This window comes from Acinetobacter lwoffii (genome assembly GCF_024129595.1).
GTDB classification, from domain to species: Bacteria; Pseudomonadota; Gammaproteobacteria; order Pseudomonadales; family Moraxellaceae; genus Acinetobacter; species Acinetobacter lwoffii_O.
Window position 1 is genome coordinate 65719 of sequence record NZ_JAMXXS010000008.1, and the last position, 25879, is coordinate 91597.

A 25879-nucleotide genomic window follows, 5' to 3' on the forward strand; every position below is an offset into this window, starting at 1 on the left:
TTATTTTTTAATATCCTGTTATACCGTGCCAACTAGCTGTTCTGGTTCCAATAACTGACAAAATCACCAGTTTGAATCTCTGCGCGTGCTGGAATTGCTTTTGCTGCAGTGCCAATATAAATAATACCTGAGACCAGATCATCTTTTGAAATTCCCAATGCCTGCTTAAACAGGCCAGACTCGACTACAGCACCGCTACGCCACATGGTCGAGAAACCCTGAACCTGAAGTGACAACAGAAAATTCTGAATCGCTGCACCTGAACTAAGGATTTGTTCAAAATGCGGAACTTTAGGATGATCCTGCAAACACGTTAAGGCAAGCACCAATAAAGGCGCACGAAATGGATGATTTTTAACACGCTCAATCTGCGCTGTCTCAGTTTCGCCCAAATCGACGAGCGCCTGCGACAGCAACTCGCCAAAAGCTTCACGCTGATCATCTGGAACCACGACAAAGATAGTGGGTTTGAGCCGATGATGATCGGGTGCAGTTAATGCCGCCTGAAAGGCTTTTTCCAGTTGTTCTGCATTCGGTGCCGGTGCCAGCAGATGACCAATCGATTGCCGTTGGTGAATATTTTGATGAACGATGTCAATCGCAGATTCCGTCATTGCCTTGTATATCTACACTTAAAAACCATACTCAAGATTAGCATATTCAAAGAAAAATACGCTAGAAACTTCATAGCGATTCAGCACGCTCATCACTACTTGAAAATAAACTTGCTTGGTTTTTCAATCCTGTACTGCTCTATTTTTCACCTAAGTCACATAGAGCTATACCAAAAATTGCCAAACCTATACAACAGCTACAAAATCTGCGCTGCTTGCTGTGTTGAAATATTCAGCATCCTATTTATTCGAGATTTCATGATGAAAAAAACAATCGCTTTCAGCGGATTAGCTATTTCCGCATTACTGCTTACTGCATGTGCATCAAACCCGACTGCATTGGCAGTGCAAAAGGAAAATAACCAGTACGAAGTGACCGGATTAGGTAAAAATCAACTGACCTCGAAAAACAACGCGATTACTGCGGCCAATAAAGCCTGTGGCTCTCGATCAACCCCAATTATTGTGGATGAAAAGACAGCTTATAACGGCGCTTTAAAAGGCGTGGTCGATGAACAAACAGGTCAGATGATTCAGGCAGCGGCTACCGTTCTCGGGAATATCGCAGGTACCAATACCGGTTTAAACCAGAATGATGATTATCAGACGGTGCTTACATTTCGCTGTCAGGCCAAATAAGCCTTAAACCACAGCGCAATAAAAAACCGCTCTTCAAGAGCGGTTTTTCTATGGTCTGGATTAGCAGTAACCTTCCAGGCGGGTCAAAGGCAATTTTTGCCCAATGGCTTTTTCAATTTCTGGCAGATAGAACGCATCATCTTCTGCAAGGAAACTGATACTCACACCACTGGTTCCCGCACGACCGGTACGGCCAATACGATGCACATAATCATCCGACTGTTCCGGCAAGGTGAAGTTCACTACATGCGATACACCATCAACATGGATGCCACGACCTGCAACATCTGTTGCAATCATGATGTTATGTTTACCATTTTTGAACTGGTCCAGCATTTTCAGGCGTTTGTCCTGAGCAATTTCGCCCGACAACATCACCACCTTATAACCATCACGTTTTAAATGATCATAAAGTTTGCGCACCTGATCACGACGGTTGGCAAAAATCATGACTTTTTCAATCGGCTCATCACGCAGAATTTCTTGCAACAATTTATATTTGTCCGCCTTGGCGACCATATAAACCCGTTGTTCGACATCGGCATTGGTTTTCTTTTCCGGTTCAATTTCAACTGTGACCGGTTCAAATAACCATTGTTGTGCAAGATTCAGCACATCGTAGCTGAAAGTTGCAGAGAACATTAAAGTCTGACGTTGTTCTTTACGCGGCGAGAAACGCACAATGCGCTTTACTGAAGGAATAAAGCCCATATCTAGTAAGCGGTCGGCTTCATCAATGACCAAAAATTCAATCTGATCCAGCCAGACTTCTTTTTGTTCTACAAAATCGATCAAACGACCCGGTGTAGCCACCATAATATCGACAGGCGCTTTATTAAGCTGGTTCTTTTGCTTGTCAAAATCCACACCACCCAGCAAGGTCACCACATTGAGACCAGCATATTTCGCCAGATCCTGTGCATCGCTTTCGATCTGTAACGCCAGTTCACGGGTCGGTGCCAAAATCAGCGCACGTGGCTCACCACGATAGCGTTGTTCCTGAATCGGATTATTTAACAGATCATTCATGATACTAATTAAAAAGGCAGCAGTTTTGCCTGTACCTGTCTGTGCACGGCCAATGGCATCATGTCCTGCCAGCGTGAATTTCAAAACCTTCTGCTGGATAGGCGTCATGGTGGTAAAGCCTAAAGCATCAATCGCTTTTTTTAGATTGGGATGTAAATTTAAGGTTTCAAAACCAGATGACATAAAGCGGTGCTCTAATTGGGTAATCACTAAGATAGGGATAGTATAAACAAAAAACGCCCCAAGTTATATTGGAGCGTTTTCTTTTTAGCTTAATCCGAAGATTAGTCTAATGGTTGAACTTCTTCAGCTTGAAAGCCTTTTTGGCCTTTAACAACACTGAATTCAACACGTTGGCCGTCACGAAGTGAACGGTGACCGTCACCTTGGATAGCACGGAAATGAACGAATACGTCATCGCCGCCATTACGTTGAATAAAGCCGAAGCCTTTAGTATCGTTAAACCACTTAACTACGCCTTGTTCGCGAGCAGCTGTCATAAGTTAATCCTCATTGAAACTAAAAGAAGGACCACCCGGTGTTGCAAACAGCAGAGCAAACAAGTTTGAAAATATTATTTTTAAGCTTGTAATCATTCTGTAAAACTATCAACAAAATCCCGGTTACATCCATTTATGTAATAGGGTGAAAAACAATCACTTTGTTTATTCAAAGTCCCAAATACGCAACGAGCTTAACATGGGTTTATCACAATTAATAGATTTTTTTTAGCATGTTCTGTTTGATTTAGTTATTTTTTTCATGAAAATTGTCAAAAGACTTTATAAAGTCATTTAGATCTTCTTTTTCTGAAACCAGTTTGGTTCTGGCATCATATTTGCTACTATTTATAGCCTTTTCTGCTATCTAAATAAAACCGCAATGTCCGAATATCCAGCGCAATTCAGCCTTATAGACGCTATGGGAAAACCGTGCCCGATGCCGCTATTAATGTTAAAGCGCGCACTAAAGGCCGGAAATCAGAAAACATTCCTGCTGAAATCATCTGATCCGCATAGCCAGACAGATGTCAGCCGCTATTGTCAGCTGCATCAGCTCAAGCTTGAATCTAAAAAAATTTCTGATACAGAGTTTCACTACTTAATTGAATCTTAAAAATTTTCAATTAAACTGTTGATCTTCACTTTCGTATACTTTTTTACATTTCTCTACCCAAATATCCATTATTTGCGGAGAGATTGGATTAAGATAAAACCTAGTTTAGGGTTATCCCGCACTTCAAGGAGAACACATGAGTGACAGCCGCAATCAGTTAATGCCCCTGTCATTATCGGCGCCAGGTGTCAACCTCGGTGCTTATATCAGCACTGTCAATCAGATTCCGATTTTAACGGCCGAACAAGAAAAAGAGTTGGCTGAACGCTATTATTATGACCAAGATTTAGATGCAGCGAAAATGCTGGTCATGTCGCATTTGCGTTTTGTAGTACATATTGCGCGTAGTTATGCAGGTTATGGTTTGCCACAAGGCGACCTGATTCAGGAAGGCAACCTGGGTCTGATGAAAGCTGTAAAACGTTTTGACCCGAATATGGGCGTACGTTTGGTCTCATTTGCCGTGCATTGGATCAAGGCGGAAATTCACGAATACGTGATCCGTAACTGGCGTATTGTGAAAATTGCCACCACCAAAGCACAACGTAAACTGTTCTTCAATCTGCGTAGCCTGAAAAAATCATCGAAAAAGTTGACGCTCGCAGAAGCCCAGTCAATTGCTAATGACTTAAATGTCACCCCAGAACAAGTACTGGAAATGGAAGGCCGTCTGACGGCGTATGATGCTGCTTTTGATGCCTCAAGCGATGACGATGATGAAGGTTCAACCCATGTTGCACCGGCTTTGTATCTGGAAGATAATCGTTATGATCCGGCACGTCTGATTGAAAATGAAGACTATGAGGAACAAAGTACCTCTGCCCTGCACGAAGCCATGGATCAGCTCGATGACCGTTCACGTAATATCTTGCAGCGCCGCTGGCTAGATGACGAGAAATCGACTCTGCATGAACTGGCAGCCGAATATAATGTTTCTGCGGAACGTATTCGCCAGCTGGAAAAAAATGCCATGGAAAAAATCAAAGTGGCGATGTCATCTAATTAACACCAGATTCTGTTACGGATGTAACTCGGAAAAGTTTTCTTTAATGAAGTAATGCCAGTCAGTTAAGAAATTGACTGGCATTTTCTTTTTAAATTCATGATTGTAGTTGATATGTGGGAAAGTCATCCGCAACTGTTTGAGGCCGGACTGCATAAAAAAATGATTGTTTCTGCGATAAATTTGTTAGTCGATAGAGGCTGACGAGTTTTGCGGTGAGGAGTATTGCTCCGCAAGATGCCTTCCTTGCGAAGCTTCGCTTTTCATTTGGGCGAAACCAAAGTAACAAATGAGCTGCAAGGGTTTGATTTAAAAAAGTAAGACTCCGTCATGAATCATTAAAAAGTTAAGGAGTTTACTTCCAAACTCCTTAACTGATCAGCATTATTCTTTAATGAAGGCTTTTTTATGCCCGAATTTTGAATTTATGCTAAGGTTAAGCGCAAACTTTTTCAGGAAGATCAATTCAAATGTGGATTGCGATTTCAGCACTCAACTTGGCATTTGCCGTAATGCTCGGTGCTTTTGGTGCACATGGTTTAAAAGCGCGTGCCACTGAAGCACAACTCGGCTGGTGGCAAACAGCAACAGATTATTTTTTCTATCATGCTTTAGGTTTACTTATTCTGGCCCTGCTGGCCAAAGTCATTCCTGCACTGCCGATTCAATGGAGTTTTTGGCTGATTCAGGCCGGTATTTTATTATTTTCCGGTTCACTGTATATCATGGCTTTAGGTTTACCACGTGGACTAGGCGCAATTACGCCAATTGGTGGTGCTTTAATGATTGCAGGATGGTTAATTCTGGCCTGGAATGCTTTAAAATACGCCAGATAAGTCTGAACAACACTTAATCATGGAGGGTTGCTAGAATGATGATTTACATCAATGGCGAACAACAGGAAACTCACTGCAAGAATCTGCTGGAACTAATTCAGAGTATGGCGCTTGAGGGTAAGCGTTTTGCAGTTGAAGTCAATGAAATGATTATTCCTAAAAGCAGATTGGGCGATACGCCGATTTGCGATACAGACAAAATCGAAATTATTCACGCAGTCGGTGGCGGCTAATACTCGAGACAATTATGCAAGATTTATTACAGATTGGTTCACGCCAATTCCAGTCACGCCTTTTGGTAGGCACAGGCAAATACAAAGATTTAAATGAAACTCAGCAGGCCATTGAAACTAGTGGTGCAGAGATTGTCACTGTCGCTATTCGCCGGGTCAATATTGGCCAAGATCCTGACCAGCCGAATCTGCTATCAGTGATTCCTCCGGAAAAATATACCATTTTGCCGAATACTGCAGGTTGCTTCGATGCCAATAGTGCCGTCCGCACCTGTATGCTGGCGCGTGAGTTGCTCGATGGCCACAATCTGGTCAAACTTGAAGTTTTAGGTGATGAAAAAACGCTTTATCCAAACGTGACTGAAACATTGAAAGCCGCTCGCACCTTGATTGACGATGGCTTTGAAATCATGGTCTATACCTCGGATGATCCGATCGTGGCGCAAGAGCTGGAAAGCATGGGCTGTGTCGCGATTATGCCACTGGGTAGCCTGATTGGTTCTGGTCTGGGCATTCTGAATCCACACACCCTGTCAATCATCAAGGAAAATGCCAAAGTCCCGGTTCTGGTCGATGCCGGTGTCGGTACAGCCAGTGATGCTGCGATTGCGATGGAACTGGGCTGTGACGGCGTACTCATGAATACAGCGATTGCGGCAGCGCAAAATCCGGTCTTGATGGCATCTGCGATGAAAAAAGCAGTTGAAGCAGGTCGAGAAGCTTTCCTTGCGGGTCGTATGCCGCGTAAACGTATGGCCAATGCAAGCTCGCCGGAAACCGGTTATTTCTTTAAATAAATTTTCAAAAACAAAAATAAAGGACTCAATTGAGTCCTTTATTTTTGTTTTTGATTAAGGAATCAGACCTTCATCACGCATGGCAATCTGGACAGATTGACGTTCTGCCACTTTATTACGGATATGAATAATATTTTTATATGGACTCAGATCATGCTCAATCTGGTTGGACCAATTGGTTAGTACAAACAGGTAGGCATCTGCCGGGCCAAAGTTATCATCCACCAGATAATCATTGTCCGATTCACCGATAGCTTTATCGATATAACTCAATAGTCGATCAATCTCTGCATAGGCTTTTTTCTTTTCATCTTCGGATAACTTGCCACCGAAGAACACCGCATAGGCATCATGTAGTTCAGAGTTCAGATAACCTAACCATTCCAGCACTTTGGCACGTCCCATGCCCGATGGTGGAATCAGATCTTGTTTTGGATCGTGTTGAGCAAGAAACGGTAGAATTGCAACATTTTCTGTCAGGATCAGACCAGGGTTAATTTCTAACGCTGGTACATAGCCTTTAGGATTAACTTCGTAATAATCCGTACCTTTTTCTGTTTTATGTGTTTTTAAATCAACACGTTCCAAATCAAAATCGACATTAATTTCATTTAAAATAATATGTGCTGCCAGTGAGCAGGCACCTGGTGAATAGTAAAGCTTCATTTCTGATCCTTGTTATACACTTCTCAATGTTTTAAATCGCTTCTGACAAACTTTCAAGTGATCAAACCTGTAAATTGCAAAAAAGCGTAACTGTCACCTCAGGGCAGTTACTCATTCAATATTCAGGATATTCCGGGCTTTTGCAAGTCAATCTTGTGTAGATTTTTATCTCTATCTGTTTAACATACACAGGTTTTCCAAATTTAGATGATATTTCGTGATTAGCCTGAAAAAAGAAGAATGGTTTTCCAATATCCGCACAGATGTATTGGCAGGTCTGGTGGTGGGACTTGCCCTGATTCCTGAATCAATTGCCTTCTCTGCCATTGCCGGTGTCGATCCGCAAGTCGGTTTATATGCCTCTTTCTGCATTGCAGTATCCATTGCCTTTTTTGGTGGCCGTCCTGCCATGATCTCCGCGGCTACAGGCGCAATGGCACTTTTGATGATTACCTTGGTAAAAGAACATGGTTTGCAATATCTGTTGGCTGCCACAATTCTGACCGGCATCATTCAGGTCATTGCGGGTTATTTTAAAGTCGCTAAATTAATGCGCTTTGTATCGCAGGCTGTGGTCTATGGATTTTTAAATGCCTTGGCGATTCTGATATTTGTGGCACAAATCCCGGAAATTAACCGGATGGATAGCACCGGTTATCTGTTTATTGCGATTGGTCTGGCAATTATTTATCTGTTTCCGTATATCCCGAAAATTGGCAAAGCCATTCCCTCACCTTTAATCTGTATTATCGTATTAAGCGGGTTGGCGCTGTTGTTAAGTGCAGATATGCGTACCGTGAGCGATCTTGGACAATTCCCGGATACTTTGCCAGTATTCCTGATTCCAGAAATTCCACTCAATCTGGAAACCTTGCAAATTATCCTGCCTTATTCCTTTACCTTGGCGACTGTCGGTCTGCTTGAAAGCATGATGACCACTACGGTCATTGATGAAGTGACTGGAACTGAAGGTGACCGTCATCAGGAATGTCGTGGTCAGGGTATGGCCAATATTGTCAGCGGCTTTATGGGCGGGATGGCCGGTTGTGCCATGATCGGCCAATCAATTATCAATGTGTCTTCAGGGGCACGTACCCGTTTATCGACTCTGGTCGCTGGCGTGTTTCTGTTGTGTCTCGTGGTTTTTTTGAAAGACTGGCTGGCTTATATCCCAATGGCAGCTCTGGTTGCGATCATGATTATGGTGGCATTTACCACCTTTCAATGGGGAGCAATCAAGCAATTCAGCAAACATCCGCTAGAATTTAATACCGTGATGATTGCCGTGATTATTGTCGTGCTTGCCACTCATAATCTGGCGCTTGGTGTATTTGTCGGCGTATTGCTCTCTGCCCTGTTCTTTATTAATAAACTGGAAAGAACTGTACATGTCTATACGTATTTAAATACAGCCAATTCACGTAGCTATATTATTTCCGGACAGATATTCTTCAACAGTACAGAAAAATTCTATCAGTTCTTTGATTTTAAGGAAAAGCTTGAGCATGTCGAACTGGATTTAACCCACGCGCATATCTGGGATGTGACCTCAGTGAACATGTTGAATAATGTGATCCAGAAATTTAAAGCCCAAGGTATAGATGTAAGGGTGATTGGTTTGAATGAAGCCAGCAGTACATTGATCGACCGTTTTAGCAGCTGATGAGCGGTGATTAATAAAAGAGCCTCAATTGGCTCTTTTATTTTATCTGGAAGATCTTGCCGATTTTTATGGAGAAATACCGAGAAAAGTTTGACTTGCTCGGCTCAGGACTTAAAATACCGCATTCTGAATTTTTAGATTTGCCAAAGTTATGTCGAACGATCAATTAGACCAGCAAGTCGTAGAGCTGGAAAACTTAAGCGAGCACCGTGAAATCGTGACGTTTATGCGCCGCTCAATGCCGCTAAACACCTCTCAACGTACTGCGCTTGAACAATATGGTCACTTAATTTTGGAATATCCAGTCGGTGATTTGCGTCAGCACTTTGAACATCCTGAACGTCCTTTGACTGTAGAAATCGGTTTTGGGATGGGCCGTTCACTGGTATTGATGGCCAAAGCCAATCCTGAGCGAAACTTTGTCGGAATTGAAGTGCATGTACCGGGTATTGCGCAATGCATTTACGAAGCAGGTGTTGAAGGCCTAACGAATTTACGTGTACTGGATGCAGATGCAATTCAGGTATTACGTGAAATGCCAGACAACAGTATCAATACTGTGCAATTGTACTTCCCTGATCCATGGCAGAAAAAGCGTCATTTTAAACGCCGTTTTGTTTCGCATGACCGTATGCCGCTGGTGGAGCAAAAGCTGGAGCTTGGCGGAACTTTCCATGCTGCAACGGACTGGGAACCGTATGCGGAATGGATGATAGAAGTATTGGAAGAACGTCCACGTCTGGAAAATCTGGCGGGCAAAGGCAATAGCTATCCTCGTCCGGAATGGCGTCCACAAACCAAGTTTGAACGTCGCGGGATTGAAGCAGGTCACAAGATTAATGATTTTATCTTTAAGAAAATTTCTTAATCTAAGACTCAAAAAAAGCGCTGATTATTCAGCGCTTTTTTATGGGAAAAATTTGGCTTCGAACCCTGCTTCGTAGATAAATTATCAGCTTCTTCATTTCTGATGACGCGTGAGAATCTGCTGGCTCAACAACTGATAGACATTTTGTAAATCTTCTCGCTGCATATTGGCTAACATCTGCTGATGCATATTCAAGATATTCTGATCACCACGCATCGCTGGGCCGGTCTGCATTTGTTTGGGATCATTCTGAGTGGCTTTATTGGCAGTTTCCAGCATTAAGGGATACAACAAACTGAAATCGACCTGTTGTACATCAACCACCTGCTTGGCCATGTCATAACAGTAATTGGCAAAATTACAGGCAAATACCGCTGCAAGATGCAAACTGAGACGTTGACTGGAACTATAAGTATAAACACGATTGCTTAGGCTATTTGCCAGTTCTAATAACAGGATTTGGTCCTGTTCATTCACCGCTTCAATCAACAGTGGCGTCTGCTGCCAATCAATCTGGCGTTCGAGACTAAAGGTCTGTAAAGGATAAAATACGCCTGCACGCGCATGCACATTTTTCAGTAAATTGAGATGGGTGCTGCCAGAGGTATGTACGATCAGATTCTGCTGTAGATACGGATGAATCTGTTCAATGACGTTGGCAATCGACTGATCACTGACCGCGATAATGACCAGATCCACCTCATGATCCAGCTGTTGAGGCTGAGCGATGGCCTGAGCGTTGAATTGCTCAGCCAGATATTGTGCTTTTTCTAGGGTTCGACTGTAGATCTGTACGATCTCATGGTGTGCTGACAATACAAGGGCAAGATGATATGCCACTCGCCCTGCCCCAATCATACTGATCCGCATCTGCTGTTCTTCCTGACTCATTGCGCACAGCATGCCAATAAATACAGATTGAGGCAATTGGCCTTGATGTTTTTGAATAGGCTTTAGAACTTTCGCAGGGTCAGAATCTGTTCACTTCGGCCAAAAGGTCCATGAACATCATGCAGAATCCCGCTAGTCAGACCGATACCATCTTCACCATATTGCTGCACCACTTCCAGTCCCAGCCATTTACCCTGCGGCAGACGGTGCATATGAATCTGCAGGTCCAGATTCGGAAATCCCCAACCGGAATTCGGGTCCTGACGTGGCACAATGCCATTGGCCGTATCGACCATACCGAGCAAACGACTAAAGTCTGTCGTCGGTTGACCTTCTACCATGTCCAGCGAATTTCTTAGCCAGACAATGCCCTTGCCTGCACGATGGTCAGCATGTGCCCGGGTTTCAATACTCTGGATATAACCGCCCGGCCAGCAGCGCATACCCTCCCAAACCGGTAAATATTCTGGACTTTCGATCGGAAAATCTTCCACTCCAGCAATGGCCGTGGTATTTGAAGTTAGCATTCTCCACGCGCGTGCCACGATACAGGTTTTACCATTGGCACACATTTCAGCTTCAACCAGTTCAATGGTTTTACCCGGACGGATCATGCGCGTGGTAATTGAAAATTCACCAAAGGCTATCAGGCCAAAAATATCCAGCCCGACCCGACCAATACGCATGTCAGCACGTGGCTGAAACTGTTCCAGTTCGACGCATAGAATACCGGTGGCTGGCGCCATGTGCTGCTCATGCGGATTCCACGCACCTTGTGCATGAATATTAGAACGGTAATAAGCCGTAGTACTGCCATCTGCATGCTGTTCGCGCTGAATAAAACTGTAATATGCCGACATTGTTTTAATACTTCCCTGAATATTCACTTAAACTTTAGAGTTTACAAAAAGTGCTTTTATCTTTATTTTTTGAGCAAAAAGCCATGATAATCCATGATTTGACAATAAATTTTGCACTGTTTAAATCCGACTTTGGTTAAAAGCGCTTTAAAATTATGCGCAGATAACAAGTAAAAATCCTGCTCCAAGCGTTCAATCATCTTGGTACTTTGCGTTACACTCAACCCTGTCTGTTGTGCCATCTTCTGCATAGTTTTAATGTCTTGCTGATCTTCAGGTTGCATCAGATCATAGGTCAATGCAAGACCATTGGTTTTAAGACACTGATAGATAGCCTGAAAAAATCCGTTTTTTTCGGAATTTGGAATGAAATGAGCCACCAGAATGGCCAATGCGGCATCGAAAGTATCCGGCTGATTCAAATCTTGAATCGTGCTTTGGATGAATTGCACCCTTTGTCGATCTATAGAGTTCAGATTTTTTCTGGCCTGTTCCAGCATAGCGAATGATGGATCAATTGCGGTAAAAGTCCAGTCTGGATAGCGCTGCAATAAATAAGACAGTTCATAACCTGTCCCGCAGCCCACTATCAATATATGAGCGGTTTCCTGGAGTTCAGTGCTGAGAATTGCTTCAATCTGCTGATGCACCAGTTCATAACCGGGAATCAGTTTACGGATGTGATCGTCATAACTGGCGACAACGACTTCGCTGTGAAAGTTTTTTGCCATATTTTTACTCTAAATCTATGCACGAATCTAAAACTCAGGCGGGTCTTTAGATAGATTGAATATTTAAATCTTGTAGCTTGATCTTATTTGCTGTTTTCTTGAAATTTGATCATAGGCCCGGCGACATGGATGTCGCCATTTTGCTGAGGGACATGGAAGTCCCTTCAGCAAAATAAAGGGATTTTGCTTACTTTTGGCCCATCAAAAGTAAGAAAAGCCTAAACATTGATATCGAAACCGTTATACAAATGGAGGCAATGCATGCATTAAATACTGCTTTGCCCCATTTAAGAATCGCATCAATACAATTTAAGCAATCTCTTTCAAGTTCAGCTCTTCACGCATAAATTCACGCAATTTGAACTTCTGCGCCTTACCGGAAGCCGTCATTGGAAATTCCTGGAAGAAACGCACATAACGTGGCACTTTATTGTGAGAAATATGCTCCTTACAATACTGACGGATAGTTTCCTCAGTACACGGATCATTTTCATGCAGGATGATGCAAGCACAAAGTTCCTCACCATATTTATGGTCTGGCACACCGATCACCTGTACATCTGAAACGGCAGGATGGGTATAAAGGAAATCTTCGATTTCTTTCGGGAACAGGTTTTCTCCGCCACGAATGACGACATCCTTGATTCGACCCTTGATTTTCACAAAGCCTTCATCATCCATTTCAGCGATATCACCGGTATGCATCCAGCGTGCAGCATCAATCACTTCCTGAGTTTTGTCCTGGTCTTCCCAGTAACCGAGCATGACGGAATAACCGCGTACACATAGCTCGCCCAATTGACCGCGTGGAACCACCTTGCCATTTTCATCGACAATTTTAACTTCCAGATGCGGATGTACCCGGCCAACCGTACTAACACGTCGCTCGACACTGTCTGCCGTTGAGCTTTGTGCACTCACTGGCGCAGTTTCGGTCATGCCATAACAAATCGTGATTTCAGACATATGCATGCGTTCAATCACGCGCTGCATAATTTCCTGCGGACATGGACTACCCGCCATAATCCCGGTACGCAGACTGGACAGGTCAAATTCGTCAAACTGTTCATGCTCAAGAATGGCGATAAACATGGTTGGCACACCATAAGCCGCGGTACATTTTTCCTGCTGAATGGCTTTCAAGGTTTCCAGCGGATTAAATACAGCTGATGGATAGATCATGGCAGAACCATGCGTAATACAGGCCAGATTACCCATCACCATACCAAAGCAGTGAAATAAAGGAACTGAAATACAGACGCGGTCTTCTGGACCTAAATGAATCGCTTCACCGACAAAGTACCCGTTATTTAAAATATTATTATGGGTCAGCATGGTGCCTTTCGGATTGCCCGTAGTGCCCGAAGTAAACTGGATATTAATCGTTTCATCGAACTGCAATTCACTGGAGATCTGTTGCAGTTGTTCCAGCTCTTGGGCGCTTGGCAAGCTTAGTAAATCCTGAAAACGGTGGATACCGGTATGCTGCTGATCATCAATTTTAATCACATGCTTTAAATGTGGCAGTCGCTCTGCATTGAGGAATTTACTTTCAGTCTGCATCAGCTCAGGTGCAATTTTAGTCAGAATTTCCTGATAGTCTGTCGTCTTGAACTGCGCCGCAATCACCAGTCCCTTACAGGAGACCTTGTTTAGCACATATTCCAGCTCATTGCTTTTATAGGCCGGATTCAGGTTCACCAGAATAATGCCCGCCTTGAAGGCCGCAAACTGGGTAATGGTCCATTCCACACAGTTCGGCGACCAGATCGCCAGACGGTCACCTTTTTGCATACCCAGTTTCAGCAGCTGACAGGCAAAGGCATTGACTTGATCCTGTAGCTGCCGGTAACTGAGGCGTATGTCCTGATGCAGACTCACTACTGCATCACGTTCTGCATACTGCTCGCAAGCCTGATCAAATTTTTCACCAATCGTCATGCCCAACAAAGGCTGGCTGCTGGTTCCATAGGCATAGCTTAACCGTACTTGTGTCATTGAATCGATCTCCTTGATTCTTTGTAATTCTGATTTTCAACTTTACTAATTGTTTTATGATCACGACGACCTTGTCTGTGTACCGGTTTTTTGTGCGTTTATGCTTGTAAATTTTCCTCCTGTCCACGTACTGCGTTGACACAAAAATCGGCAATCTGTTTGACAAAGTGATCCTTATACTTCTGATCAAACATGACATTTCGGGACGGATTTAAAGGTTCAATCACGACAAAGGTCATGGCGCCAACCACGCCCAACGCTGCCGTATTCAAATCTTCAAATTCGAATTCTCCATTGACCTTTCCTTCGGCCAGAATTTCCTTAATGCTCTGCTTGAGCAGCTGCTTACTGCGAAAACGTTCATGTTCCATTTCCGGATCAACCGGTTCGAACATCAGTGAATACGCCAATTGGGGGCTATTCATGGCACGCTTGACAAAAGTTGTAACAGATTTTTGCAATTTCAGTTTTGGCGATAAATCTGACTCGGCAATATGGTTCAGAATTCCGACTTCATGCTGAATCGCGGCCGACAAAACCTCGATTAAAATCTGGCTTTTGCTCTCGAAATATCGATAGACCAGCCCTGTAGAAACGCCTGCGCGTTCTGCAATCGCCTGAATCGATGCCTCCTTCAAGCCCCCTTGAATAATCAGTTCACGAGCAGATTCCAAAATCGACAGGCGATTTTGTTCCATTCGTTCCTGCATCAATGATGATCTTTTATAACTCATAAAATTAATCTCAACAAGATAAAATGAATTGTAAATCATTTTGTGAATATAGATTCACTTTTTTATTTTTTCGTTGTATGTTAAAACCACAAGCACAACAAAAATGCTTTTTTGGACACAACAAATATAACCTCAGGATGGATGAAGAATGAATTTACAAAGCTTGGATTTCGGTTTGGATGAAACTCTAATAGCGCTTCGTGATTCAGTGGCCGCATTTTGCGCCAAAGAAATTACCCCGATTGCTCAACAGGTTGACCGTGACAACGAGTTCCCTGCTCACCTTTGGAAAAAATTTGGCGAGATGGGCCTGCTCGGGCTGACAGTCAGTGAGGAATATGGCGGTTCAAATTTTGGTTATCTGGCGCACATCATTGCCATGCAGGAAATTTCCCGTGCTTCTGCATCCATTGGGCTGTCCTATGGCGCACATTCTAACCTATGTGTAAACCAAATTAAGCGAAATGGTACTGAAGAACAGAAACAGCGTTATCTGCCTAAACTGATTTCAGGTGAATATGTCGGTGCCTTGGCAATGTCTGAACCGAATGCAGGCTCGGATGTGGTGAGCATGAAACTGAAAGCAGAAGACAAAGGCGATCACTACCTGTTGAATGGTTCAAAAATGTGGATCACCAATGGTGGCGATGCCGATGTCCTGGTGGTCTATGCAAAAACCGATTTGCAGGCCGGCGCCAAAGGCATGACCGCCTTTCTGGTTGAAAAAAATATGCCAGGTTTCAGTCATGGCACACATTTGGACAAACTGGGTATGCGCGGTTCAAACACTTATCCGCTGTTTTTTGACAATGTCGAAGTACCCAAAGAAAACGTCATGGGCGGCGTCGGTAATGGCACCAAGGTCTTGATGAGTGGTCTGGACTATGAGCGTGCTGTATTGAGTGCTGGCCCACTGGGGATTATGGATGCCTGTATGGATACCGTGATTCCATATATTCATGACCGTAAACAGTTTGGTCAGGCGCTGGGCGAATTCCAGTTAATGCAAGGCAAAATTGCCGACATGTATTCGACCTGGCTAGCCTGTAAGGCACTGGTTTATGCGGTCGGTGCTGAATGTGACAAAGCTGAGCATAGCCGTAGCCTGCGTAAAGATGCTGCCAGTGCCATTTTATATGCTGCTGAAAAAGCGACTTGGATGGCAGGAGAAACCATTCAGACTTTAGGTGGTAACGGTTATATCAACGAATTTGCTTCCGGCCGTTTATGGCGTGATGCCAAACTGTATGAAATTGGCGCCGGTACTTCAGAAATCCGCCGCATGCTGATTGGCCGTGAACTTTTCAACGAAACAGCCTAAACCTTAACACTTAGAATAAAACAAGGATGTTGGTCATGAATCAGTTATCGAGCAAAATCAATATACGTAGTGAAGAGTTTAAAACCAACCAGACTGCCATGCTGCAACTGGTGGATGACCTAAAACAGAAAGTTGAAAAAATTGCTTTGGGTGGTGGCGAAACTGCCCGTCAAAAACATCTGGACCGTGGCAAATTACTCCCCCGTGAACGGATTAATCACCTGATCGATCCAGGAACCGCTTTTCTGGAAATTGGTCAGCTGGCTGCCTATCAGGTGTATCAGGATGATGTTCCTGCCGCAGGTGTGGTCGCTGGTGTTGGTCAGGTCAACGGTGTGACCTGCATGATCATCGCCAATGATGCTACGGTGAAAGGCGGTACTTATTATCCATTAACAGTGAAAAAGCATTTACGTGCCCAGGAAATTGCCGAACAGAACCATCTGACTTGTATTTATCTGGTGGATTCAGGCGGTGCATATTTGCCTTTACAGGATGAAGTATTTCCAGACCGCGATCACTTCGGCCGTATTTTCTACAATCAGGCACGTATGTCGAGCCAAGGTATCGCCCAAATTGCAGTGGTGATGGGCAGCTGTACTGCAGGCGGTGCTTATGTGCCTGCCATGTCAGATGAAACCATTATTGTCCGCAATCAGGGCACGATCTTCCTCGGCGGCCCTCCTCTAGTTAAGGCAGCTACTGGTGAAGTGGTGTCCAGTGAGGATCTCGGTGGTGGTGATGTGCATACCCGTTTGTCTGGCGTGGCTGATCATCTGGCTGAAAACGATGAACATGCACTTGCGATTGCCCGCAACATCGTGGCCAACCTGAACAAAAAGCCAAACAAGACCGCAGATGAAATCGAAGCGCCGCTGTTTGACAGTTCGGAACTGTACGGCATTGTGCCGAGTGACGCGCGCAAGCCTTTTGATATCCGTGAAGTGATAGCGCGTATTGTCGATGGCTCACGTTTTGACGAGTTCAAGGCACGTTTCGGCACTACCCTGGTGACCGGTTTTGCCAAGCTCTATGGCATGCCGGTCGGGATTATTGCCAATAATGGCATTCTATTTTCCGAGTCTGCCCAAAAAGGCGCACATTTTATTGAACTGTGTACCCAGCGCAATATTCCGCTGATTTTCCTGCAAAATATTACCGGCTTTATGGTCGGCCGCCAGTATGAAAATGAAGGCATTGCCAAAAATGGTGCTAAGCTGGTGATGGCCGTCGCCAATGCCAATGTACCGAAACTGACTCTAGTGATTGGCGGCTCATTTGGTGCCGGCAACTATGGTATGTGTGGCCGCGCGTATTCACCACGCTTTATGTGGACTTGGCCAAACTCACGTATTTCAGTGATGGGCGGTGAACAGGCCTCCAGCGTATTGTCGACCTTAAAACGTGATCAGATTGAAGCCAAAGGCGCTAACTGGTCTGCGGAAGAAGAAGACCAGTTTAAACAGCCAATTCGTGATCAGTACGAACGCCAAGGTCATCCTTATTATGCCTCTGCACGTTTATGGGATGACGGTGTCATTGACCCTGCCCAGTCTCGTGAAGTGTTAGGTCTTAGTTTAGCTGCGGCACTGAATGCGCCAATCCAGCCGACCAAGTTTGGCGTGTTCCGCATGTAAGAGGTGAAAAAAATGACATATCAATTTTTACAGCTCGAACAGCAAAATCAAGTGGCAACGGTTTGGATTAATCGCGCTGAACTGCACAATGCCTTTAATACTCAGGTCATTGAAGAATTGTATCGCTGCTTCCAGTCTTTAAATAGCCGTGATGATGTGCGTGTGGTGATTCTGGCAGGGCGCGGCAAGAGCTTTTCGGCTGGTGCCGATTTGAACTGGATGAAACAGGCCGGTCAGGCTTCTCAAGCAGACAACGAAGCAGATGCATTAAAACTGGCGAAAATGCTGCAAAGCCTAGCGACTTTAAAGCAGCCAACCATCGCCCGGGTGCATGGCATTGCTTTTGGCGGTGGTATGGGTCTGGCATCAGCTTGTGATATTTGCGTGGCCAGTACCGATGCCAAGTTTGCGACGTCGGAAGTACGCCTAGGTCTGGCGCCTTCGACCATCAGCCCGTATGTGATTCGTGCGATTGGTGCGCGTCAGGCTTCACGTTACTTCCTGACTGCCGAGCGAATTTCTGCGGAACAGGCCAAAACCATTGGACTGGCGCATGAAGTCACTCCACCGGAACATTTAGATAGCAAAATTAATGAAATTGTTGAAGCCCTGTTACTCGGTGGCCCTGCTGCACAAAATTCCTCAAAACAACTGATTCAACTGGTCGACCAACAGGTTTTGACCGAAGATTTACTGCTCAAGACTGCACAGCATATTGCCTATATTCGCCAGGGAGATGAGGCGAAAAATGGACTAAATGCATTTTTAAACAAACAAAGCCCGGCCTGGATCAAGACCACGGCATAACAACAAGAAGGATGCTACGATGTTTGAAAAGATTTTAATTGCCAACCGTGGTGAAATTGCCTGCCGTGTGATTCGTACAGCAAAAAAACTCGGTATTGCCACCGTTGCCGTATACTCCGATGCCGATGCACAGGCACAGCATGTCAAACTGGCCGATGAAGCGATCTATATTGGTGAATCGCCAGCTGCACAAAGTTATTTACAGATTGATCACATTATTCAGGCAGCCAAAAGCACTGGTGCTCAGGCAATTCACCCAGGTTATGGTTTCCTGTCTGAAAATGACCAGTTCGCCCTGGCCTGTCAGGACAACAATATTGTGTTTATTGGCCCACCAGTCGATGCCATTCTGGCAATGGGTCTGAAAGCCACCTCTAAAGCCCTGATGGAAAAAGCCGGTGTGCCTTTAACCCCCGGCTATCATGGTACCAATCAGGATGCCGACTTCCTGAAACAGCAGGCAGACAATATTGGTTATCCGGTATTGATTAAAGCCAGTGCCGGCGGTGGCGGTAAAGGCATGCGTCTGGTGGAACGCAGTGAAGATTTCCTGAGTTCACTGGCATCTTGTAAAAGTGAAGCACGTTCAAGTTTTGGCAATGAAGACGTTCTGATTGAACGCTATGTGATTCAGCCACGTCATATTGAAGTGCAGGTGTTTGGTGATACCCACGGCAATTATGTACATCTGTTCGAACGTGATTGCTCGGTACAGCGCCGTCACCAGAAAGTGCTGGAAGAAGCGCCTGCACCGAAAATGCCGGAAGACAAACTTGAGGCGATGCGTCAGGCGGCAATCGATGCTGCGCGTGCAGTGAACTATGTCGGTGCCGGTACAGTCGAGTTTATCGTGGAGCAAGACGGCACAGCTTACTTCATGGAAATGAACACCCGTCTTCAGGTTGAACATCCAGTGACGGAAATGATTACCGGACAGGATCTGGTGGAATGGCAACTGCGCGTGGCTTTTGGTGAACCTTTACCGAAGCAGCAGCATGAGTTGCAGATTCATGGACATGCACTCGAAGCCCGTGTTTATGCCGAAGAACCGGAAAAAGGCTTTATTCCTGCGATTGGTCAGATCAGCTACCTGCATTATCCGGAGCAAAGTGACTGTGTACGTGTGGATAGCGGTATTGTCGAAGGCGATGAAATCAGCACCTATTATGATCCGATGATTGCCAAACTGATTGTCTGGGGCAAAAACCGTGAAGCAGCCCTAACCCAGATGCACCATGCACTGGGTCAGTTCCATGTTGATGGTCTGGGTAACAATATTGCTTTTCTAGATCGCCTGGTGCTGTGTGACTCGTTTAAAAATGCACATTTAGATACTGGCCTGATTCAGCGTGAAGAGGAATTCCTGCTCAAACCTTCTGCGGATATCAGTGCCGAACTGGTGGTCAGTGCCGCACTGATTGAACTCCTGGCACGTCAAGCACAGAATCCCGTTCCAAGCAATCCGGTGTGGCAGCAAAAAGCATTCTGGCGCCTGAACCAGCAAAATAGCCATACAGTGCAATTACAACGCAATGGCATTAACCTGAAAATTCAGTTCAGCACCCAAGATCAAGGCTTTGTTGCCAGCTATAACGGTCAGCAAATTCAGATTCAGGGTCAACTCGTCGATGCCCATACTTTAGCCTTGCAACTGGCGGGTAAACAGCAAAAACTGGCTTTTAGCCAGAGTGAGCAAGGCATTACCCTGTTCCAGAATGGTCAAAGCTATAAGTTTAATTACTTGAAGTCTGATTTTAATAATCAGGATGAACAAGGCACGGAAAATAACCTGATCGCACCAATGCCAGGTGTCATTACCCAGGTGCTCGTGGCAGCCAATGACAAAGTCAAAAAAGATGATGTGCTGATGACGCTGGAAGCCATGAAGATCGAATACTCGATTCGCGCACCGCATGACGGCATCATCGCAAGCTCATATTTTCAGAAGGGTGATCAGGTTAAAGCCGGTGATGAACTGGTCGAGTTCCAGCCACTGGCGGAGGAAGTGGCATGACGGATTTTGTCAAAATCGTAGAAGTCGGGCCACGCGATGGCCTGCAAAATGAAAAAATACCTTTGACATTGGATGACCGGAAAAACCTGATTCTGGACCTGATGAAAACCGGTCTGCAGTCCATCGAAGTCGGCTCCTGCGTTTCAGCCAAATGGGTACCGCAAATGGCAGACAGTGATGTGCTCTTTGCCAGCCTACCCCAAGATCCGAATATTCAGTTCAGTTTATTAACCCCAAACATGAAAGGTTTTGAAGCGGCACTGGCTGTGGGTTGCAAGGAAGTGGCGGTATTTACTGCAGCTTCTGAAAGCTTTACCCGCAAAAACATCAACTGCTCGATTGATGAAAGCTTCGAGAAGTTTGCCGATGTCATGGCAGCAGCCAAAGCCAATGATATTAAGGTACGTGGCTATGTTTCCTGCATGGTGGACTGTCCTTATGAAGGTGCCATTGATCCCAAGCAGGTGGTGAAAGTCACGCAGCGTTTGCTGGAGATGGGCTGCTATGAAGTGTCGTTGGGTGAAACCATTGGTACAGCAACACCGGATCGGGTAAGAAATGTCTGGGAGGCTTGTCTGGCTGAACTTGATACTAAAGTTTTGGCAGGCCATTTTCATAATACTTACGGCATGGCCATTGCCAATATTTACCAGTCTTTACTGCAAGGCATTCGGGTCTTTGATTCATCCATTGCCGGCCTAGGTGGTTGCCCTTATGCCAAAGGCGCTTCCGGCAATGTCTCAACTGAAGACCTGTATTACCTGCTCTCGAATATGGGCTTTCAAACCGGTATTCAGCTGGATGCCCTGATGCAGGCCAGCCGTAATATCAGTGAAGTCTTGCAGCGCAATAATCCATCCAATTATGCCAATGCCTACTGGCAAAAAGCCTGTGCTTAACAATAATCATGCTTGAGCAAAATAAACTTAAGCAACCCATAAGGATATAAACAGCAGATTTAAGTCTGCTGTAATAACAATAGAGGTGACAAGATGTCAAACAAGGTTTATGACGGCGCTCAATCCGCCTTAAAGGATGTGGTGCAAGATGGTCATACTCTGGCTGTCGGTGGTTTCGGCCTATGTGGTATTCCAGAAGCTTTGATCACGGCCCTAAAAGAAACTGGTGCCAAAAATTTGACCTGTATTTCCAATAATGCCGGTGTAGACGGCTTCGGTCTGGGGCTTTTACTGGAAACAAAACAGATTAAAAAAATGATCTCCTCTTATGTCGGTGAAAACAAGGAATTCGAACGTCAATATTTAAATGGCGAACTGGAAGTTGAACTGACCCCACAGGGTACACTGGCAGAAAAATTACGTGCTGGCGGTGCCGGTATTCCGGCTTTTTATACGGCGACGGGTGTCGGAACCGTGATCGCTGAAGGTAAGGATGTCCGTGAATTTAATGGCAAGTCTTACATTCTGGAAGAATCTTTAACAGCTGATGTTGCTCTGGTTAAAGCCTATAAGGCCGATAAAGCCGGCAACCTGATTTTCCGTAAAACCGCCCAGAACTTTAATCCGGTCTGTGCCATGGCCGGCAAAATTACCATTGCTGAAGTCGAAGAGATTGTCGAAATTGGCGTGCTAGATCCGGACGAAATCCATCTTCCGGGAATTTATGTGAACCGGATAGTCCTGAATGCTCAACCGGAAAAACGTATTGAACAGATGACTTTAAAGGCGGAGGCTTGATCATGGCTTGGACACGTAATGAAATGGCGCAGCGCGCGGCACAAGAGCTTGAAGATGGTTTCTACGTCAATCTAGGGATTGGCCTGCCGACGCTAGTCGCGAACTATATTCCGGAAAATATCAATGTCTGGCTGCAGTCGGAAAATGGCCTGCTGGGGATTGGCGAATTTCCAACCGAGGAGACAGTGGATGCCGACCTGATCAATGCCGGTAAACAGACGGTTACCGCGCGTAAAGGTGCTTCATTTTTCTCAAGTGCCGACTCCTTTGCCATGATCCGTGGCGGTCATGTCAATATTGCCATTCTGGGTGCTATGGAAGTGTCCGAAACTGGTGATCTGGCCAACTGGATGATTCCAGGCAAAAAGGTCAAAGGCATGGGCGGTGCCATGGATCTGGTCGCGGGTGTACAAAAGGTCGTGGTCTTGATGGAACACTGCGCCAAAGATGGTACACCTAAGATAGTTCCAGAATGTAGTCTGCCGCTGACCGGCCAGGCTGTGGTGAACCGGATTATTACCGATCTCGGTGTACTGGATGTTACTCCTGATGGAATTCGACTGGTTGAACTGGCACCAGAGGTAAGTTTTGAAGAGATTCAAAAAGTCACGGGGGTAGCGCTACTACGTAACGCTGCCTGATCCAGCCAGCCCTTAAGATGCTTCATTCTTGAGGGCTTTTTTATATATAGCCGTTTCATTTCAAAATAATAATCGCAGAATAAATGGATTTTAATCATGCAAACTCAACAAAATATTTTGCAGCGCTTCGCCTTACGCGTCAGCGACTGGTCTGAAAAATGGTTTCCGGATTCTTATATTTTTGCCCTGCTTGGCGTCATCATTGTGGCGATTGCCGCCATCGGAATTGGTGCACCCGCACAGGATGTCGCGATTTCCTTTGGAGACGGCTTCTGGAGCCTGATTCCCTTTACCTTGCAGATGTGCATGCTGATCGTGGTCGGTTATGTGGTTTCCGTATCTAAGCCTGTCCAGCTTCTGATCCAGAAAATGGCGCGCCTGCCACATTCCGGTCGTGGTGCGATTGTCCTGGTCGCCACGGTCAGCCTGTTAATTTCTCTGATTAATTGGGCCATGAGTACTGTACTGACTGCACTCCTAGTGATTGCACTGGCACAGCGTAAAGAGCTTAACATGGATTACCGCGCTGCTGCGGCTGCCGCGATTATCGGGATGGGTGCGACCTGGGCACTGGGCATCAGTTCTTCAGCTGCACAGTTACAGGCCAATAAAAGCAGTCTGCCTGAACCGATTTATAATCTGACGGGCGTGATTCCATTTACCGAGACTATTTTCCTGCCGCAATCCATGATCATGACAGCGGTACTGATTGTGGCTTCAATTGCAATTGCTTACTGGTCAGCACCTAAAGGCTCTGACATTAAAACCATTGAGCACTTCCCGATTCAGATTGAAGAAGAAAAACCGGAAGTATCTGCCGAAAAAAGACCGGGGGATTGGCTGGAAAATTCACCCATTTTAAGCATTTTGATCGTGATTCTGGGTGCAGTCTGGATGTTTAACGAATTTTCCAAAAGCAACCCGATTCTGGCCATTTCCAGCTTAAACACCTATAACTTTATCTTCCTGATTTTAGGTGTAGCCTTGCACGGCACACCACGAAATTTCCTGAATGCAGTTTCAAAGGCTGTTCCGGCTATTTCGGGGGTACTGATCCAGTTTCCACTGTATGGCAGTATTGCCTTTATGATGACCAATGCGCTAAACCCGGCCGATCTGTCATTGTCACATTACATTGCCGAGTTCTTTGTTTCCATTGCCTCGCAGGAAACCTTTGCCATCGTGATGGGCTTATACTCGGCGATTCTGGGTTTCTTTATTCCTTCTGGCGGTGGAAAATGGATTATCGAAGCACCCTATGTGATGCAGGCTGCACATGACTTGAAAGTGCATCTGGGCTGGTCAGTGCAGATTTATAATGCAGCAGAAGCCTTGCCGAATCTGATTAATCCATTCTTTATGTTGCCGATGCTGGGTATCCTGAAATTAAAAGCCAAAGATGTGATTGGATTTACGGTGACCCAGTTGATTTTCCATCTGCCTTTGGTACTGTTCCTGCTATGGTTCCTTGGTCGGACATTGACTTATAGCCCGCCGGTATTTTCTTAATTTAAGATAATAAAAAAGGACGAAAATTCGTCCTTTTTCATTTAGGCTGCTCTCTTAATTTCCTGTCTTCTCAACTACACCTTCATCATCTACTTCACGTACAATTCCCGTTTCGGTATTCACGACCTCAAAGGTCACGCGACGATTCTGAAACTGTCCGGCAGGTGTGGCATTGGGTTCAACCGGCTGATCCTCTCCCATGCCAACTGCCTGTAACTGTGCAGGATTGACCCCTTTTCCAACGAGATAACTGGTAATCGCTTGAGCTCGTTGCACAGACAGCACCTTATTTTCTGCTTCACTACCCTGAGCATCGGCATGTCCTGTAACCTTCAGAATGACATGCGGTGCTCGTTGCAATAATGCAGCAGCCTGATCCAGCACCAATTTATTGACCTCGGGAACTTCAGTCGATGCCGTATCAAAATTAATGATCTGTAAATTCAGTGCAGTCGCCACATCCAGCGCTTTAACATTATCGGTCTTGATACTGGCCAAGGCTTGTTCTGCCTCACTATTGGCGGTATTAATCACGTCACTTCTATTGAGCGGCTGCTGGGTCACCACTGTGACATTTTTGGCCAGACTACGAATTTGTGCTGCCAGACGCTCGGCCTCTGCATTGGTTGCTGCACGCACTGAAACCTGATTGCCAATCCAGTCAAGTGACACATTTGGCATTCCCTGCATTGTTCTCAACACAGTCGGAATAGTATCCTGATCAATAAATTCTGAATGATAAACCTCACTGCTCAGCGCCCCACAACCAATATTATAATTAAAGATCTGTTTGATCTCGTTTTGCAAAATTTCCATATACTGCGGATTATTCAGCTGTAATTGACAACTGACAATTTCGCCATTACTGCCTGTACTTAATCGCAAGGATGCAGGCTGAGCTGCAGCAACTTCACTGGTCGCTTGGGTATTTGAATCTTCAACATCATCCTGCATGCAGCTACGAACCAAAAACAGGATCAAACCCGCCAGGATCAGAAAAATAATAAACGGCCATAAAAAGCCGGTTTTTCTTTCTTCCTGAACAATGATGGTCTGCTCCGCCAATACAGGCTCCTGATTTAAATTTTGCCCTGCCAAGGGTGAAACTCCTAGCGCTGCCAGAATAGGTCCAGCCCAAACGGGTAATGCGCGCTGAATCGAATCGGCGTGGGTTTCCAGCAAATGGCTAATCGCTTCCGGACTTGAAGCACCCGCTTCGGTCTGTAAAAAATTCATAGTCGGTACAATTGACCGGTTCAAGGTATGCTCTATTTCATCTTGTGGCGCGCTCTGATCCACTTGATCCAGAAACTGCTGCTTGAGTGCCGGATTTGCATTGAATAATTCATGAATTTTTGGATTAAGTTGCTGACCAAGATTCTCAATCCAGGCGGGACGTGCACGCAATATACTTAAAAATATGGGATAGAATTGAGCCAAAGCTTGATCTTTGGCAAATAAATGCTCGGTTTCACCTTGAAGCACAATCGCCGTAACATCGCTTTTTAAGCGTTCTATAAAGTCTATATTCATAATCGTCACCATTCTTTTGATTTTTCTAATGTTTAATATTTA

The 25879-nt window shown here is 45.1% G+C and carries 26 protein-coding genes; 16 read left to right on the forward strand and 10 right to left on the reverse strand.

Going from position 1 to position 25879, the window contains the following annotated elements; translation table 11 throughout:
- Positions 1 to 32: 32 nt before the first annotated feature.
- The gene (locus NI466_RS06150) at positions 33 to 614 is read right to left on the reverse strand and encodes a nitroreductase family protein (RefSeq protein WP_253173087.1); all 582 of its coding nucleotides are present in this window, start codon (positions 612 to 614) and stop codon (positions 33 to 35) included.
- Positions 615 to 872: 258 nt separating this feature from the next.
- Here NI466_RS06150 and NI466_RS06155 point away from each other — a divergent pair, with 258 nt between their 5' ends.
- Positions 873 to 1253: a hypothetical protein gene (locus NI466_RS06155; RefSeq protein ID WP_004646604.1), complete on the forward strand. Its 381-nt coding sequence runs from the start codon at positions 873 to 875 to the stop codon at positions 1251 to 1253.
- A gap of 60 nt (positions 1254 to 1313) precedes the next feature.
- On the opposite strand, the gene rhlB is transcribed toward NI466_RS06155, so the two are convergent.
- Positions 1314 to 2465 (reverse strand): ATP-dependent RNA helicase RhlB, encoded by a 1152-nt coding sequence (gene rhlB / locus NI466_RS06160; protein ID WP_004280098.1) that lies wholly within the window; start codon positions 2463 to 2465, stop codon positions 1314 to 1316.
- A gap of 101 nt (positions 2466 to 2566) precedes the next feature.
- The gene (locus NI466_RS06165; protein WP_004280099.1) at positions 2567 to 2782 is read right to left on the reverse strand and encodes a cold-shock protein; all 216 of its coding nucleotides are present in this window, start codon (positions 2780 to 2782) and stop codon (positions 2567 to 2569) included.
- A gap of 382 nt (positions 2783 to 3164) precedes the next feature.
- On the opposite strand from NI466_RS06165, the gene NI466_RS06170 reads away from it, so the two are divergent.
- The 5 genes from NI466_RS06170 (at position 3165) to NI466_RS06190 (ending at position 6267) form a co-directional block, all read left to right on the forward strand.
- A complete protein-coding gene (locus NI466_RS06170) occupies positions 3165 to 3398 on the forward strand; it encodes a sulfurtransferase TusA family protein (protein ID WP_026055754.1) in 234 nt (77 codons plus the stop codon).
- Between the two features lie 136 nt (positions 3399 to 3534).
- The gene (rpoH, locus tag NI466_RS06175) at positions 3535 to 4404 is read left to right on the forward strand and encodes an RNA polymerase sigma factor RpoH (RefSeq protein WP_004280101.1); all 870 of its coding nucleotides are present in this window, start codon (positions 3535 to 3537) and stop codon (positions 4402 to 4404) included.
- 467 nt (positions 4405 to 4871) lie between these two features.
- Positions 4872 to 5237, forward strand: coding sequence for a DUF423 domain-containing protein (locus NI466_RS06180; protein WP_253173089.1), 366 nt, complete (start codon positions 4872 to 4874; stop codon positions 5235 to 5237).
- A 35-nt stretch (positions 5238 to 5272) separates the two neighbouring features.
- The gene (gene thiS / locus NI466_RS06185; protein ID WP_004280105.1) at positions 5273 to 5470 is read left to right on the forward strand and encodes a sulfur carrier protein ThiS; all 198 of its coding nucleotides are present in this window, start codon (positions 5273 to 5275) and stop codon (positions 5468 to 5470) included.
- A 14-nt stretch (positions 5471 to 5484) separates the two neighbouring features.
- Positions 5485 to 6267, forward strand: a complete 783-nt coding sequence (locus tag NI466_RS06190) for a thiazole synthase (RefSeq protein ID WP_004646601.1) — start codon at positions 5485 to 5487, stop codon at positions 6265 to 6267.
- Positions 6268 to 6321: 54 nt separating this feature from the next.
- Here the strand turns inward: NI466_RS06190 and NI466_RS06195 are convergent, their stop codons facing one another.
- A complete protein-coding gene (locus NI466_RS06195; protein ID WP_004280108.1) occupies positions 6322 to 6933 on the reverse strand; it encodes a glutathione binding-like protein in 612 nt (203 codons plus the stop codon).
- A gap of 217 nt (positions 6934 to 7150) precedes the next feature.
- Here NI466_RS06195 and NI466_RS06200 point away from each other — a divergent pair, with 217 nt between their 5' ends.
- On the forward strand, positions 7151 to 8596 hold the full coding sequence (locus NI466_RS06200) for a SulP family inorganic anion transporter (RefSeq protein WP_253173091.1): 1446 nt from the start codon (positions 7151 to 7153) through the stop codon (positions 8594 to 8596).
- Positions 8597 to 8747: 151 nt separating this feature from the next.
- A complete protein-coding gene (gene trmB, locus NI466_RS06205; protein WP_004729978.1) occupies positions 8748 to 9464 on the forward strand; it encodes a tRNA (guanosine(46)-N7)-methyltransferase TrmB in 717 nt (238 codons plus the stop codon).
- Between the two features lie 93 nt (positions 9465 to 9557).
- Here the strand turns inward: trmB and NI466_RS06210 are convergent, their stop codons facing one another.
- From NI466_RS06210 to NI466_RS06230, 5 genes are all read right to left on the reverse strand, one after another.
- Entirely contained in the window at positions 9558 to 10334 is a 777-nt protein-coding gene (locus tag NI466_RS06210) for a Rossmann-like and DUF2520 domain-containing protein (RefSeq protein ID WP_004280112.1), read from the reverse strand.
- A gap of 83 nt (positions 10335 to 10417) precedes the next feature.
- Positions 10418 to 11215, reverse strand: a complete 798-nt coding sequence (locus NI466_RS06215; protein WP_004280113.1) for a thioesterase family protein — start codon at positions 11213 to 11215, stop codon at positions 10418 to 10420.
- Positions 11216 to 11277: 62 nt separating this feature from the next.
- Positions 11278 to 11946 (reverse strand): class I SAM-dependent methyltransferase, encoded by a 669-nt coding sequence (locus NI466_RS06220; protein WP_253173093.1) that lies wholly within the window; start codon positions 11944 to 11946, stop codon positions 11278 to 11280.
- A gap of 309 nt (positions 11947 to 12255) precedes the next feature.
- Entirely contained in the window at positions 12256 to 13944 is a 1689-nt protein-coding gene (locus NI466_RS06225; RefSeq protein WP_253173095.1) for an AMP-binding protein, read from the reverse strand.
- A gap of 98 nt (positions 13945 to 14042) precedes the next feature.
- Entirely contained in the window at positions 14043 to 14678 is a 636-nt protein-coding gene (locus NI466_RS06230; protein ID WP_005251442.1) for a TetR/AcrR family transcriptional regulator, read from the reverse strand.
- A 148-nt stretch (positions 14679 to 14826) separates the two neighbouring features.
- Here NI466_RS06230 and NI466_RS06235 point away from each other — a divergent pair, with 148 nt between their 5' ends.
- The 8 genes from NI466_RS06235 (at position 14827) to NI466_RS06270 (ending at position 24304) form a co-directional block, all read left to right on the forward strand.
- Complete coding sequence (locus NI466_RS06235; RefSeq protein WP_253173096.1) at positions 14827 to 15999, forward strand: isovaleryl-CoA dehydrogenase; 1173 nt, start codon at positions 14827 to 14829, stop codon at positions 15997 to 15999.
- Between the two features lie 35 nt (positions 16000 to 16034).
- Complete coding sequence (locus NI466_RS06240) at positions 16035 to 17636, forward strand: carboxyl transferase domain-containing protein (protein WP_253173098.1); 1602 nt, start codon at positions 16035 to 16037, stop codon at positions 17634 to 17636.
- 12 nt (positions 17637 to 17648) lie between these two features.
- Positions 17649 to 18443 carry an enoyl-CoA hydratase/isomerase family protein gene (locus tag NI466_RS06245; RefSeq protein ID WP_180186272.1) on the forward strand — a complete coding sequence of 265 codons (795 nt, stop codon included), beginning with the start codon at positions 17649 to 17651 and terminating at the stop codon, positions 18441 to 18443.
- A 19-nt stretch (positions 18444 to 18462) separates the two neighbouring features.
- A complete protein-coding gene (locus NI466_RS06250) occupies positions 18463 to 20457 on the forward strand; it encodes an acetyl/propionyl/methylcrotonyl-CoA carboxylase subunit alpha (protein WP_253173100.1) in 1995 nt (664 codons plus the stop codon).
- Positions 20454 to 21356, forward strand: coding sequence for a hydroxymethylglutaryl-CoA lyase (locus NI466_RS06255; RefSeq protein ID WP_253173102.1), 903 nt, complete (start codon positions 20454 to 20456; stop codon positions 21354 to 21356). Before NI466_RS06250 ends, NI466_RS06255 begins: the two co-directional genes overlap by 4 nt.
- Before the next feature lie 93 nt (positions 21357 to 21449).
- Positions 21450 to 22154 carry a CoA transferase subunit A gene (locus NI466_RS06260; RefSeq protein ID WP_213687121.1) on the forward strand — a complete coding sequence of 235 codons (705 nt, stop codon included), beginning with the start codon at positions 21450 to 21452 and terminating at the stop codon, positions 22152 to 22154.
- Positions 22155 to 22156: 2 nt separating this feature from the next.
- Complete coding sequence (locus tag NI466_RS06265; RefSeq protein WP_004646586.1) at positions 22157 to 22795, forward strand: CoA transferase subunit B; 639 nt, start codon at positions 22157 to 22159, stop codon at positions 22793 to 22795.
- Between the two features lie 96 nt (positions 22796 to 22891).
- The gene (locus NI466_RS06270) at positions 22892 to 24304 is read left to right on the forward strand and encodes a short-chain fatty acid transporter (RefSeq protein ID WP_004646585.1); all 1413 of its coding nucleotides are present in this window, start codon (positions 22892 to 22894) and stop codon (positions 24302 to 24304) included.
- 54 nt (positions 24305 to 24358) lie between these two features.
- Here NI466_RS06270 and NI466_RS06275 read toward each other — a convergent pair whose 3' ends face one another.
- Complete coding sequence (locus NI466_RS06275) at positions 24359 to 25849, reverse strand: OmpA family protein (protein ID WP_004646583.1); 1491 nt, start codon at positions 25847 to 25849, stop codon at positions 24359 to 24361.
- Between the last annotated feature and the right edge of the window lie 30 nt (positions 25850 to 25879).

Excerpts from the sequence above, each read along its gene's own strand:
- NI466_RS06190 (WP_004646601.1), top strand. The coding sequence starts at position 5,485 with ATGCAAGATTTATTACAGATTGGTTCACGCCAATTCCAGTCACGCCTT.
- NI466_RS06225 (WP_253173095.1), bottom strand. The coding sequence starts at position 13,944 with ATGACACAAGTACGGTTAAGCTATGCCTATGGAACCAGCAGCCAGCCT.
- NI466_RS06260 (WP_213687121.1), top strand. The coding sequence starts at position 21,450 with ATGTCAAACAAGGTTTATGACGGCGCTCAATCCGCCTTAAAGGATGTG.
- NI466_RS06230 (WP_005251442.1), bottom strand. The coding sequence starts at position 14,678 with ATGAGTTATAAAAGATCATCATTGATGCAGGAACGAATGGAACAAAAT.
- NI466_RS06235 (WP_253173096.1), top strand. The coding sequence starts at position 14,827 with ATGAATTTACAAAGCTTGGATTTCGGTTTGGATGAAACTCTAATAGCG.
- NI466_RS06195 (WP_004280108.1), bottom strand. The coding sequence starts at position 6,933 with ATGAAGCTTTACTATTCACCAGGTGCCTGCTCACTGGCAGCACATATT.
- NI466_RS06180 (WP_253173089.1), top strand. The coding sequence starts at position 4,872 with ATGTGGATTGCGATTTCAGCACTCAACTTGGCATTTGCCGTAATGCTC.
- rhlB (WP_004280098.1), bottom strand. The coding sequence starts at position 2,465 with ATGTCATCTGGTTTTGAAACCTTAAATTTACATCCCAATCTAAAAAAA.
- thiS (WP_004280105.1), top strand. The coding sequence starts at position 5,273 with ATGATGATTTACATCAATGGCGAACAACAGGAAACTCACTGCAAGAAT.
- NI466_RS06150 (WP_253173087.1), bottom strand. The coding sequence starts at position 614 with ATGACGGAATCTGCGATTGACATCGTTCATCAAAATATTCACCAACGG.
- NI466_RS06270 (WP_004646585.1), top strand. The coding sequence starts at position 22,892 with ATGCAAACTCAACAAAATATTTTGCAGCGCTTCGCCTTACGCGTCAGC.
- NI466_RS06155 (WP_004646604.1), top strand. The coding sequence starts at position 873 with ATGATGAAAAAAACAATCGCTTTCAGCGGATTAGCTATTTCCGCATTA.
- NI466_RS06220 (WP_253173093.1), bottom strand. The coding sequence starts at position 11,946 with ATGGCAAAAAACTTTCACAGCGAAGTCGTTGTCGCCAGTTATGACGAT.
- NI466_RS06245 (WP_180186272.1), top strand. The coding sequence starts at position 17,649 with ATGACATATCAATTTTTACAGCTCGAACAGCAAAATCAAGTGGCAACG.
- NI466_RS06215 (WP_004280113.1), bottom strand. The coding sequence starts at position 11,215 with ATGTCGGCATATTACAGTTTTATTCAGCGCGAACAGCATGCAGATGGC.
- NI466_RS06255 (WP_253173102.1), top strand. The coding sequence starts at position 20,454 with ATGACGGATTTTGTCAAAATCGTAGAAGTCGGGCCACGCGATGGCCTG.
- NI466_RS06265 (WP_004646586.1), top strand. The coding sequence starts at position 22,157 with ATGGCTTGGACACGTAATGAAATGGCGCAGCGCGCGGCACAAGAGCTT.
- NI466_RS06275 (WP_004646583.1), bottom strand. The coding sequence starts at position 25,849 with ATGGTGACGATTATGAATATAGACTTTATAGAACGCTTAAAAAGCGAT.
- NI466_RS06210 (WP_004280112.1), bottom strand. The coding sequence starts at position 10,334 with ATGCGGATCAGTATGATTGGGGCAGGGCGAGTGGCATATCATCTTGCC.
- NI466_RS06240 (WP_253173098.1), top strand. The coding sequence starts at position 16,035 with ATGAATCAGTTATCGAGCAAAATCAATATACGTAGTGAAGAGTTTAAA.
- rpoH (WP_004280101.1), top strand. The coding sequence starts at position 3,535 with ATGAGTGACAGCCGCAATCAGTTAATGCCCCTGTCATTATCGGCGCCA.
- NI466_RS06170 (WP_026055754.1), top strand. The coding sequence starts at position 3,165 with ATGTCCGAATATCCAGCGCAATTCAGCCTTATAGACGCTATGGGAAAA.
- trmB (WP_004729978.1), top strand. The coding sequence starts at position 8,748 with ATGTCGAACGATCAATTAGACCAGCAAGTCGTAGAGCTGGAAAACTTA.
- NI466_RS06250 (WP_253173100.1), top strand. The coding sequence starts at position 18,463 with ATGTTTGAAAAGATTTTAATTGCCAACCGTGGTGAAATTGCCTGCCGT.
- NI466_RS06165 (WP_004280099.1), bottom strand. The coding sequence starts at position 2,782 with ATGACAGCTGCTCGCGAACAAGGCGTAGTTAAGTGGTTTAACGATACT.